Origin of the sequence: Commensalibacter papalotli (ex Servin-Garciduenas et al. 2014) (genome assembly GCF_000527695.1) — a bacterium.
Classification (GTDB): Bacteria; Pseudomonadota; Alphaproteobacteria; order Acetobacterales; family Acetobacteraceae; genus Commensalibacter; species Commensalibacter papalotli.
Window position 1 is genome coordinate 617,921 of the sequence record NZ_ATSX01000001.1, and the last position, 12,379, is coordinate 630,299.

Annotated in this window: 10 protein-coding genes; 8 read left to right on the forward strand and 2 right to left on the reverse strand. The window is 36.1% G+C overall.

What is annotated here, in order from left to right; translation table 11 throughout:
- Positions 1-199: 199 nt before the first annotated feature.
- Positions 200-466 (reverse strand): GlsB/YeaQ/YmgE family stress response membrane protein, encoded by a 267-nt coding sequence (locus COMX_RS02760; protein ID WP_034336731.1) that lies wholly within the window; start codon positions 464-466, stop codon positions 200-202.
- Between the two features lie 82 nt (positions 467-548).
- Positions 549-3,371, reverse strand: coding sequence for a phosphoenolpyruvate carboxylase (locus COMX_RS02765; protein ID WP_034336733.1), 2,823 nt, complete (start codon positions 3,369-3,371; stop codon positions 549-551).
- Positions 3,372-3,495: 124 nt separating this feature from the next.
- Here COMX_RS02765 and COMX_RS02770 point away from each other — a divergent pair, with 124 nt between their 5' ends.
- From COMX_RS02770 to COMX_RS10560, 8 genes are all read left to right on the forward strand, one after another.
- Positions 3,496-4,785, forward strand: a complete 1,290-nt coding sequence (locus tag COMX_RS02770; RefSeq protein ID WP_235176747.1) for a DUF445 domain-containing protein — start codon at positions 3,496-3,498, stop codon at positions 4,783-4,785.
- Positions 4,786-4,915: 130 nt separating this feature from the next.
- Positions 4,916-5,332: an RrF2 family transcriptional regulator gene (locus COMX_RS02775; protein WP_051461814.1), complete on the forward strand. Its 417-nt coding sequence runs from the start codon at positions 4,916-4,918 to the stop codon at positions 5,330-5,332.
- A 46-nt stretch (positions 5,333-5,378) separates the two neighbouring features.
- A complete protein-coding gene (gene sufB, locus COMX_RS02780) occupies positions 5,379-6,872 on the forward strand; it encodes a Fe-S cluster assembly protein SufB (RefSeq protein WP_034336737.1) in 1,494 nt (497 codons plus the stop codon).
- Positions 6,873-6,879: 7 nt separating this feature from the next.
- On the forward strand, positions 6,880-7,662 hold the full coding sequence (gene sufC / locus COMX_RS02785; RefSeq protein ID WP_034336739.1) for a Fe-S cluster assembly ATPase SufC: 783 nt from the start codon (positions 6,880-6,882) through the stop codon (positions 7,660-7,662).
- Complete coding sequence (gene sufD, locus COMX_RS02790; protein WP_051461815.1) at positions 7,655-8,935, forward strand: Fe-S cluster assembly protein SufD; 1,281 nt, start codon at positions 7,655-7,657, stop codon at positions 8,933-8,935. The genes sufC and sufD overlap by 8 nt, the downstream gene beginning before the upstream one ends.
- Positions 8,935-10,170, forward strand: a complete 1,236-nt coding sequence (locus tag COMX_RS02795; protein WP_034336741.1) for an aminotransferase class V-fold PLP-dependent enzyme — start codon at positions 8,935-8,937, stop codon at positions 10,168-10,170. The genes sufD and COMX_RS02795 overlap by 1 nt, the downstream gene beginning before the upstream one ends.
- 117 nt (positions 10,171-10,287) lie before the next feature.
- Positions 10,288-10,692 carry an SUF system Fe-S cluster assembly protein gene (locus COMX_RS02800; protein ID WP_051461968.1) on the forward strand — a complete coding sequence of 135 codons (405 nt, stop codon included), beginning with the start codon at positions 10,288-10,290 and terminating at the stop codon, positions 10,690-10,692.
- A 119-nt stretch (positions 10,693-10,811) separates the two neighbouring features.
- Positions 10,812-12,371, forward strand: a complete 1,560-nt coding sequence (locus COMX_RS10560) for a glycosyltransferase family 2 protein (protein ID WP_051461816.1) — start codon at positions 10,812-10,814, stop codon at positions 12,369-12,371.
- Positions 12,372-12,379: the final 8 nt, after the last annotated feature.

Consider the following 12,379-nt stretch of genomic DNA (forward strand, 5'->3'; position numbering starts at 1 on the left):
ATAGGATCCACGTATCGAAGTAATTTTTTTACTTTTAACAATTACTACTGGAGCTACGGTTTCTATTTTTATAGCTTATATTTAAGCAAGTTATGTAGATTTTTATTTATATCCATATTTCAAAAAACAGATTAATAAACTTTTTTTTGAAAAATTTAAAAAAGCTGCTTTATTAAACAAAAACAGCTTTTATGAGAATCTAAGTATTCGGATTATTATACATAATTTCTATAGCTTTTTTGTATAGATATAAGATGATCAGTGCACCTACGACAGAGAATATAAACCCTGCCTTTTCTCCATTATGGTATATATTTAAAGCTTGCCCTAGCCACGTTGCAAAGCTAGATCCTGCAATTCCAAGGATAATAGTTACGATAAATCCACCAGGTTGTTTGCCTGGCATTAACAATTTAGCAATAGCGCCTATAATAAACCCTATTATGATTGCCCCAATGATTGACATTATTATTCCTTTTTATTTTGTTATCAGTATTAATGATAAAGATGTACTAAAATTAGATAAAAACAATATCTAAAATAAAAAATTAACCAAAAGCGTGTAATCGATGAATTAAAGCAACACTTATTTCACGGATAAGATCAAAATTCTTTTGAATGGGTTTGAAAATCTGACGATCATCCATTTCATAAGCGCCTTCATTACGTGGAGCTTTTGGTTCATAAAAATAAAGATCAGAAATATGTTCTCCTGCTTGGGGAAATACATGTAATAATAAATTTAAAGCAGTTGGGATTTCTAATGATAAAATTTTTGTTTCCAATGCCTCTCTGCTAAATTCATGATAAGGGGAGAAATAAGGAATTTGTGTTGAAAGCATCCAAATTTCTTCAATGACCGTCAAGCGTATAGCATGAAGCAATATTTCTTTAGCATCCATAGAAGGAGCTTCTTTCCAGATGGAAAGCAAAGTAATATGATCGCCCTGAACCCGATGAAAAGTAGCTTGGGTACTAGACCATAAGTCCATTCTTCGAAGGCCTTTAGCTAATGATAAATAGGATTCTTGTATATTAGGGTTGTCCTCAGAACTTGCTCTATCCAACCAAATTCCAGGGTCAAGCATATATATAATTGCTCGTAATACTGCTGGATTTGAATGTTTTAATGCATGACGTGCAAAATCTAGTGAACGTCTAAAGCGAGGACTATTTCTTAACATATCTTGAAAGGTTTCAGGATTAGCTGATGCTGCTGTTCCTAAACCTTGTAAGGTATTCGCGCACCATCCAAGCTGTTGTAGGATTGCATTATTAGGAATAGCCCTTAGCTCTCTTGGTTGTTTTATGTGTGTAGAGCTAGCATAAGCATCGCTTTGTCTAACTGCAGCTCTAGAGCCAGTGCGATCAATCATGGCAGGGCCAAAGACACTCAGTAAAGTTCCGTATCCTTTATCTTTGACTAGGTCTTTCATTTCTGAACTGATGGTAGAGAAGAAATCAGCACTGAAATCAGCTTCTTCATAAATTGGATCATGTTCATCCAGTTCGAAATTATACACATGCTTTGCGATAATACTGATTGTGGCATTTGCTAATGCTTGAGAGCCAAAGAGTAGATACCCATCACCACCTTGAAAAGCAGTTTCTTGACGTGTGGATATACCATTTTTTTTGAAAAATAATTGTGTGTTTTTAGGAGAAAGATATTCTAGGCGATCCTCCATACTAAAGGGGTGTCCGCCTCGACCCATGCTTTCACCGTGGGTATCGAAAAGAACAATTTCGACGTCTGTTAAATCATATTTACTCAAAAGAGCTGCAATTTTACGACGTAATCTTTCAATCTCATAGGTCGCAGCAATCTGCCCTACAAATCTTCCAGAATCTGAATATCCGAATTGCAAACACAACTTGCCTGTATTGCGCAAATATTCTCTCCAATGAGAGGAACGAAGTGCTTGTTCTATAATATTAGAGCCATGTTGTAACGCCGCATCTGTTTCGAATAAAGGTGAAATTTCTATTTGTTTTTCAATTCCAAATAAACGAGCCAACCATAATGCAACGAGTAAAGTATATCCATTTTCAGTTTCAGCGATTAAAAAGCGAATAGGGGTTTTAGTATCAATATGTTTAATAATTTGTGTTAACAACATCATTAACGTACTGGCAGATGCTTTTTCAGTTAACAAAGAGCCAAAATCAACAGGAATTGCTGAAACATGCCCCAATGCAGTGTTAATAGTATTGAAAAGGGTTCTCGTATGAGAGCGATTATCAGGATTGCTGGTAATTCCCAAACGTTGACGTGCCATATTATGTACTTGGACAGAATTTAATCTTACATGTGTGTGTGACAGGCTTAAGCCGTGGCTAATAAAACCAGCACGCGCTATTAATAAATCAATTTTATGATTTTCATCGACTTGCTTTAATGCTTGATCAAAAAAAGGTATTAAATCATTTGTAGAAAGCAGTGCATCTTGCCGATTTTCGATAAGAACTCTGGCAAAATCAGAGAATTGATCAGGATCAGCACTGGTGGGGCAAAGTTCTCTTTGATTTTTAACGGTTTTTAATGCCAAAGAAACATGTTGTTTTAGATCTTCTACTCCATTAGCAATAGGTTCAAGTTGATAATATAAACGCTGTAATTGTAACTCTTTCATCTGGAGACGGATATTTAAACTGTCCCACCAACCAATATCAGTTCGTCCATCAGTATCATATCCAACCCAGCTGCTGAGTAAAATCGAACATGGTGTTAGTGTTGTCCAATAATCAGGCCAGTGTCTTTGTGCAGCATCGAATAAATAACGATTAAACATATCTAACGCATTACGAGCACGCTCTATGGCATGAATTGCCAATCCTAACTCTTCTTTCAAAGTTGGAGGTGCTACCCTGCGATGTGTAGAGAAAAAGGGCACCTGAGTTTCTTTAGTAATGGGATGACTGGCCATATCAGCAAGGGCCGTGTAAACAGCATTGGCAACAGAAAATGTTGGATGAGCTGTGAATACAGCTGCAAATTGGCTTTTTTCAACTAGTTGTTTAAAACACTCAAAACTTTCAGCTGTATTAGTCTCATGTTTTATTGTAGCTTGCTGAACAATATTTTGAACAATAGTGTCAATTCGTTCATGAATAATTTTTTTTTCTGGATTATTCACATATTTTTGCAAATGAATAGCATGAGATAGGAAAGCAGAATCCCTGAGTTGTTGAATAATTTCTTTTAACACATCAAATGAGAGCTCTCCTGATTTCAACTGTTGTTTAATTTTTTGTGATAAAATTAAAACGGGATTTTCTGTAGGTTCATGATTATGTTTAGACATCAACTGAGTTGTTAAGGTAACTAATTGATCTAACATATGAGAAGATGCTGCTGATGTGTTATTCATAATTAAATAATCCATATGATAATAAAATAATTTTGATATATGGTATTTATGATTGATTATTATGGATAAAATGAAAAGATAAAATTCTATTTTAGTTAAAAAAATGCAAGAAAAAGCGAAGACTGTGGAGAAAATACCTGAGGCAGAGCGCATAGCTTGGCAAGCTTATGTTCACTATCGTCGTATAGCAACAGGGCTATTGATGATGATGGGCGTGCTTACGTTTTTAGGCTATTTGTTACCTTATTATGGAATTATCGAAGATAGTTTTTTACTTAACGTTATGCGTACAGGAACTCAAGCAGGATTTATTGGTGGGTTTGCAGACTGGTTTGCTGTAACGGCATTGTTTCGTCACCCAATGGGTATTCCTATACCTCATACTGCGATTCTTCCAATGCAACAAAAACGATTGGGGCAGGGGTTGGGGCGTTTTATTACGCGTTATGTGTTTACAAAGGAAGAGCTTACACAAACCTTAAATAAAATTGATTTCCCTAGTATTTTAGCACAATATTTATCTAATCCTGCGAATATAGAAATTTGTAGTAATATTATTTTAAAATCAGTTCCAAATATGTTGGATCGTTTTGAAGATGGTCGGGCAAGTAATTTTATTGGTCGGATATTTTCGCGTTTATTAAGTGGTGAGTCACTTTCTCCTTTGATGGTTCGTGCTTTGCGGACAATGGTTGACAATGAACATCATCAAGAAGTGGTTTCTTTTTTACTCGAAATTATTAAAAAGAATTTAAAAGAAAAAGAGCAAGATTTTAAGGATATAATTCAAGATAGGGTGCGCGAACAAGGGGGACGTTTTTTAGGCTGGATGATTGGTGGTTCCATTGCCAGTAAAGTCTTGGTTGCAGTGAGTAAAGAGATGGATCGTATAGACCCTCAAGATTCAGATCTTCGTCATGGTGTTGCTGAATGGATGAAAAAAGAGATTGATAAATTCGAGACTAACCCAGAACGAGGCGAAAAAATTTCTGAAGCATTAAAAGTTTTTGTTGATCATGAGAGCGTGCAAGAGTGGCGTGAAGATATTTGGCAAAAAATACGTTTGATGGTTGAGGAAGATCTGGAAAATAATGAAGGTTGGATGAAAACCTTAATAAATGACACGTTGACCTATCTGGCAACACAATTACGTGAAGATCCAGTTGTTCGTGAAAAAGTTGTAAATACGATTCAAAGCGCTGTAATACGCTCTTTGCCACATACACAAGAATGGTTGATTCGTTTTACAGAAACGGTAGTGGCAGGATGGGATAGCAATGCACTTGTTGCTCGTTTAGAAACTCGTGTAGGTAAGGATTTACAATACATACGTATTAATGGTTCTGTGGTGGGATTCCTTGTCGGTATAATATTATATTTATTTCTATATTTATGTTTTGGGCATACAAATTAGCACGTATTTTGTTAATTTTATAAAAAAATCTTTTAAAACTCTTTTAAATGGACTAAAGTAGTCCTATATAAAAAAGATGTTTAACATTAAACTGTCATTCAGTTTATTTTTAAGATTGAAACATGATCTAATGCTAAAGATATCAAAATTAACAGATTATGCCACTATTCTCTTAATACATCTTTCCAGGTTTCAAAAACCTACGTCCTCGTCTGTGCTAGCCACTGAAACGGGTGTTCCAGAACCGACAGTAGCCAAAGTTCTTAAAATGCTGACACGTGCATCTTTAGTTAAATCATGTCGGGGCGCAGGAAGCGGTTATAGTTTATCATTCCCTTTAAAGGAAATAACACTTGCACAAGTCGTTGTTGCGATTGAAGGCCCCATTGATTTGGTAAATTGTGATAAAGATAATTGCAGGTTAATTGCTGAGGAGTGCGAATTATACGGAAAATGGGAGGCAATTAGTTTTCAGTTACGTAATGTATTTGAAAATATTACAATTGCAGATTTGCAAGATAAGAAATCCATGACTCATTCATGTTAAAATTATTAAAACAAGATAAAAGTATTCAAGAAACAAGAGTGATACAATGACCAAACTAACTCAGGATCCAGCATTATTAAAACAATTAGAAACGAATACCTATAAGTGGGGATTCGAAACTCAAATTGAAATGGATATGGCTCCTAAAGGATTAAATGAAGATATTATTCGGTTAATTTCTGTGCGTAAAGAAGAACCGGAATGGATGTTGGAATGGCGTTTAAAGGCTTATAGATTGTGGTTGACCATGACGCCCCCTGATTGGGGTAAAGTTAATCATCCCAATATTGATTTCCAAGATTTACATTATTACGCAGCTCCCAAAAAGAAAAAAGGGCCAAAATCTTTGGATGAAGTTGATCCAGAGCTTTTAAGAACTTATGAAAAACTCGGGATTCCTCTTAAAGAGCGTGCTATCTTAGCAGGTGTTGAAGGGGCAGAGGAAATGTCTGATGTTCGTGCGCCTATTGCTATTGATGCTGTTTTTGATAGTGTTTCTGTAGCGACAACTTTTAGAGAAACGTTGTCGGAGGCTGGTGTTATTTTTTGCCCTATTTCTGAGGCGATCAAGGATTATCCAGAGTTAGTTAAAAAATATTTGGGCAGTGTCGTTCCGCAAGGCGATAATTTCTATACCGCATTAAACTCTGCTGTTTTTACGGATGGATCTTTTGTTTATATTCCAAAAGGGGTGAGATGCCCGATGGAATTATCAACTTATTTTCGAATTAATGCTAAGAACACGGGACAGTTTGAACGTACTTTGATTATTGCTGATGATAAAGCGACAGTATCATATCTTGAAGGATGTACAGCACCACAACGTGATGAAAATCAACTTCATGCGGCGGTGGTTGAACTGGTTGCTATGGAAGATGCCTTTATTAAATATTCCACTGTACAAAATTGGTACCCAGGAGATAAAGACGGTAAGGGTGGTATTTATAATTTTGTGACCAAAAGAGGTGTTTGTCGTGGCGATCGCGCCCGTATTTCTTGGACACAAGTAGAAACGGGTTCTGCTATTACGTGGAAATATCCATCTTGTATCTTGCAAGGCGAAGGATCTATTGGTGAATTTTACTCGGTTGCGGTAACGAATGGTCATCAACAAGCCGATACGGGAACAAAGATGATCCATATAGGGCGTAACACACGTTCGACAATATTGGCCAAGACAATCAGTGCGGGCAAGTCCGATAGCACATATCGTGGTTTGGTAAGAATGTTGCCCAGAGCCAAAGATGCACGAAATTTTACAGAGTGTGATAGTTTGTTAATTGGGGATCAATGTGGTGCCCATACGGTGCCTTATATTGAAAGTCAAAATAGCTCTGTCAAAATAGAGCACGAGGCCACGACGTCCAAAATCTCTGAAGAACAGTTATTTTATTGTCAACAACGCGGCCTTTCGCAAGAAGAAGCGATTGGGCTGATTGTTAATGGTTTTTGTAAAGATGTATTAAAAGAACTTCCAATGGAATTTGCTGTTGAAGCACAACAGCTTTTACAAATTAGTCTTGAAGGAAGTGTAGGGTAAATAAAAGATGAATAATATTTTAGAAATCAGAGATTTACATGCTTGTGTAATGGATGAGACTGCTGAAAATAGCTGTAAAGAAATTTTAAAAGGTGTTAATTTATCCATTCCTGCAGGAGAAACCCATGTGATTATGGGGCCAAATGGTTCTGGAAAATCGACTTTATCTTATGTGTTGTCAGGACATCCCAGTTATAATGTAACCAAAGGATCAGTAACATTTAAAGGACAAGATTTGTTAGCATTGTCTCCTGACGAGCGTGCAGCAGCAGGATTATTCTTGGCATTTCAGGCACCTATTGAACTTCCTGGTGTGAATAATGCCAATTTTCTCAGAACCTCTGTAAATTCAGTGCGTAAAGCTCGCGGTGAAGAAGAACTGGATCCTGTTAATTTCTTAAAATTGGTAAGAGAGCTTTCTAAAAAGCTTTCCTTCTCAACTGATATGTTAAAGCGTAATGTAAACGTTGGGTTTTCTGGTGGGGAAAAAAAGCGTAATGAAGTCTTGCAAATGACATTATTACAGCCCTCTTTTGCGATTTTAGATGAGACGGATAGTGGTCTTGATATTGATGCGCTGCGTATTGTTGCTGAGGGGGTTAATGGGCTGCGTTCTCCTGAGTTCTCATCTTTGATTATCACCCATCATCAAAGACTACTTGATCATATTCAACCTGACTATATTCATGTCTTGGCCAAAGGACGTATTATTCATACAGGTGGACCAGAGCTTTCTCGTCAACTAGAAGCAGAAGGATATGGCCGCTTAGTTGGAGAAGCTGATGCCTAATCATTCAGAAGATCATAATTTGAAAGGGCTTGAATCTCTTTTATCCCAAGTAAGGGGAAAAGAGATGAGTGCTGATCAAAAAAATGCAGTGGCTTTTTTAACCGATAATGGTTTACCCACACGTCGAGCAGAGATTTGGAAATACACGGATCTTAGATGGGTAAATCAGCATGTTTTTACGCAGCCTAGTCAAGTTAAGCACAAGAAAATTCAAACATGGTTGGAAAAAAATATTTTCGCTTCTGAAGCTTTATTTAAATTACCGCGTTTAATTTTGGCTAATGGTCAAATTATCGAAGAATTTTCTACTTTTTTTCATAATTCAGCTTGTGAGCTTGAACTAAAAGATTATGTTTACGGTAATTTAGGACAGCCACAAAGAGATGTCATAACTGCTCTTAATTATGCTATGGGCAAGCAAACCATTCAATTAAACGTTCCAAAAAACCAACACGGTGGCACAATCTTGCTGATTCATCTCGGATATGGAGATCAATCTGGTTTGGCTTCTTTTCATTATCGATTAAATATAGAGTTACAAGAACAATCTCAACTTTCTGTAATTGAAATGAATGCTGGAAGTGGAGAGTATTTTACAAACCCAGTTTGTGAAGTTAAAGTAGGATCTGGTGCTAATTTTGAATATAATAAATTAGTTAATTCTTCTTTAGAGAGCTTTAACTGTTCAAATCTCTATGTAACCTTGGCTGATCATGCTAAATATCGACAGTTTTTAATTTCTAAAGGTGCTAAGTTCTCTAGGCAAGAAGTCTACATGGATCTTCAGGGTGAATGGTGTAATGCTTCGTTCCAAGCAGTACAAAATTTACATGATAGACAACATGCTGATATAACCACTGTTTTTTCTCATCTTGTGCCGCATTGTCAATCTGATCAAAATGTAAAGAATATTTTGTCAGATCAAAGTCATGGTGTTTTTCAGGGTAAAGTCTTTGTGCACCAAAAAGCTCAAAAAACAAACGCACAGCAACAAAATCAGGCGCTACTACTTTCTGATCAAGCCGAAATTAATACAAAACCTGAACTAGAGATTTATGCTGATGATGTAAAATGCTCGCATGGGGCAACAGTCGGAGCTTTGGATGAAGATCAGCTTTTTTTCTTGATGGCCAGAGGAATACCTTATGATCAGGCCAGAGAGATTTTAATTAATGCTTTTGTGGCTCAAGCTGTTGAAGAAATTCATGATCCTATTGCCAAAGACTTGTTCAAGGAGCAATTAGGTGTTGAAGTCGTAGAGGATATTACATAATGCAAAAATCAGTTGGTTTTGACGTAGAGAAAATTAGAAATGATTTTCCGATATTACAGCAAAAGATTAATGGGAAACCTTTTGTATTTTTAGATAGTGGCGCATCCGCACAAAAACCTATTCAGGTGATTGAAGCAATGCAGAAATCTGTTTATACGCAATATGCCAATGTTCATCGTGGGGTTTATACGATGAGCGAGGCAATGACCGATCAATATGAAGCTGTACGTCAAAAAATAGCTGATTTTATGGGAGCGGTTTCTGCGGAAGAAGTGGTTTTTACAAAAAATAGTACCGAAGCAATTAATTTAGTTGCTTACTCTTTTGGTTCTTTGTTAAGTCAAGGGCAGGGTGTTGTCATTTCTGAGATGGAGCATCACGCTAATCTTGTGCCCTGGCAAATGCTCAGAGATCGCTTGGGGCTGCACTTATTTGTAGCGCCTATTACTGATCATGGTGACTTGGATTTAATTGCTTTAGAACAAATTCTGCTTGAAAATGATATTGGGATAGTTGCAATTACGCACATGTCTAATGTTTTGGGAACGATTAATCCCATTAAAATGATCGCGTCAATGGCGCATCAACATGGGGCAAAGATCCTTATTGATGGCAGCCAAGGTATTGTACATCAACAAGTGAATGTCCAAGATCTCGACGTGGATTTTTATACTTTTACAGGACATAAGCTTTATGGTCCGACAGGTATTGGAATTCTGTGGGGTAAAAAAACGCTTTTGGAACAAATGCCTCCTTTTATGGGTGGGGGGGATATGATTGAGCGTGTTACTTTTGAAAAATCAACATGGGCTCCACCTCCTGTCAGGTTTGAAGCTGGAACACAGCCTATCCTGGAAGTGGTAGGGCTGGGTGCTGCTATTGATTATGTATTGTCTATTGGATATGACAACATAATTAATCATGACGAGCAACTGGTAAATTATGCTCTAGAAAAAATGCAGGCAATTGAAGGTATATCTATCTTAGGTAATCCTGAAAAGCGTGGTGGTGTTATTGCATTTACTATGAATGATGTGCACGCACATGATATTGCGACTTTACTAGATCAAAATGGTATTGCTGTAAGAGCTGGGTCACATTGTGCCGAGCCTTTATTGCATCGGTTACATCATACCAGTGTTGCCAGAGCCAGTTTTGGTATTTATACAAATTTTCAAGAAATAGATGTCTTTATCGAGACATTAAAGCTTGTTCAACAGATGTTTATAAAATAAATTTCATTTCTTACTTGTTTTATGATTATCTCATTATTATTTATTATTGGTGTCTGAATGGAAAATAACTCAATAACATCAACGAATTTGCAAGAGGTTGATTCTTTGTCTGAAAATATGCAACCAAACACAAATCAAGCGGAACCTCAATCTGTTGTAGAGGTATGGACACCAGAAGACACACAGGTTAATAGTGAAAATACAACAACAGAGTCCGGTGAGATTAATGAAAATGCAGTAATTGATGCAATTTCTACAGTTTATGATCCAGAAATTCCTGTTAATGTTTACGAACTAGGATTAATTTATGCAGTTGATCTGCATGATGATGGAAGAGTTAACGTTGAAATGACATTAACAGCTCCTAATTGTCCAAGTGCCCAAGAATTACCAATTATGATTCAACAAGCTATTGAAAAAGTAGCTGGGGTTACCCAAGTACAAGTAGAGGTTGTTTGGGATCCGCCTTGGGATATTTCTCGAATGAGTGATGAAGCGCGATTAACCTTAAATATGTTCTGATTTTTTTTCTTATTCTATGCTACCTTACTAGGGCAATCTTTTAATTAAGATTGCCCATTTTTTTATTTAAAAGTGGTTAGTTTAAGTAATAAAAATACAATTTAAAGGAATATTCATTAATGACAAAAGTTGCCGTAGCTTTGTTTGTTAAAAATGAATGTAGTGATATTGCTGGATGGATTGCTTGGTATCAGGCTTTTGGTGTTGATAAGCTTTTTATATTTGATGATTATTCTACCGATGGCACCTTTGAAATTATTCAAGGAGCAGCAAAATTATATAATATACAAATCCTAAGAACAAATCCGATTGAACAGCCAAATTTTTATTGGAGACAGCGTGATGCTTTTATGCAAGCGGCACAATTGGCGAAGGGAAAATATGATTGGATTGGTTTTTTTGATGCTGATGAGTATATTTATTTAAATAATCACAATAGTTTTTCAGATTTCCTCGAACAATTTCCGAATGCTGACGGGGTTGCAATTAATTGGTGTATTTATGGAAATGCGAATAAAGTAATACAGCCAAGGGGTATTCCTGTAGAAGTGTTTTTGGAACATTCAGACCTTTTTTTTGGAGATAATCAACAGGTCAAAAGTTTTGTTCGTCCAGAAAAAATAGGTATGAATTATATTAATCCACATCAATTTGATATTGATTTTTCAAAATATGTTGATGTTCAAGGAAAAACTGTTGAATGGCGTGGCCCGAACAAAGATGTTGAGTGGGATGGTGCCAAAGTCATGCACTATATTTGTCGTAGTATGGAGCAATATGTAGGACGTATAAAAAAAAGAACAGATGATCTGGGTGACAGTCTTCGTCACTGGCAACAATATGGGTTTCATTTTGATGCAATGTCAGTGGATATAGAGCCATTAAGGATGATGCCTAAAGTAAGGCAACATATAGCTAAGATCAATCAACAAATTATCCAAGAGATCAGAGAAAAAATACTAACGAAACCTTTTCTTGAAGCTTTATCCTTTCATTCCTTTAATTATGAAACCAAAGATACTGACTTGCAAAAGCCTACATTATATCAGTATTTCAAAGAGAAATTTAATATCCAGGAAAATATACCTATTACATTGAGTATGATGGGTGCAAACCAGCACTATTTGTACGTGTCTGTAACCAATCAACAGCTTAAGCAAACCACCGAGCTAGAAGCAGAAATGAAGTCTTTAATTCCTGTTTTAGGTATTGTTTTTCCATATTTGCCTAATGTGGTTGTTTTAACAGCAATATTTGATCAGCGATATTATCCTGTATCCTTCAGTATTGAAGGACAATATTTATCATCTTTAGAACATTATTTACGTGTTTCATTTGACGAGAATCAACAAAAATATAACGTATTTTCTATTTACGACTCTAAAAAGTTGGGCTTTGAACAACAGAATACACAAAAGATCAATTTTTACGATATATCTGAACAGCATTCAGCTTGTTGTTATTGGGATATCCACTATGTTTCACAAGGAATAAAGTTGGATTATTTGAATCTTGCTAATGTGAGTGAACAGACTAATTTACAAGAATTATATCCTGTATTTCAACAGTTACCTAAGGATAAAAATAGAGAGTTTATGCGTCTGATCGTAAACCTCAATCCTATTGAAAAGGCTAAAATAAAATTATTATTTCCTGGATATATAGATAAATTTCTATAAAAAAGGCT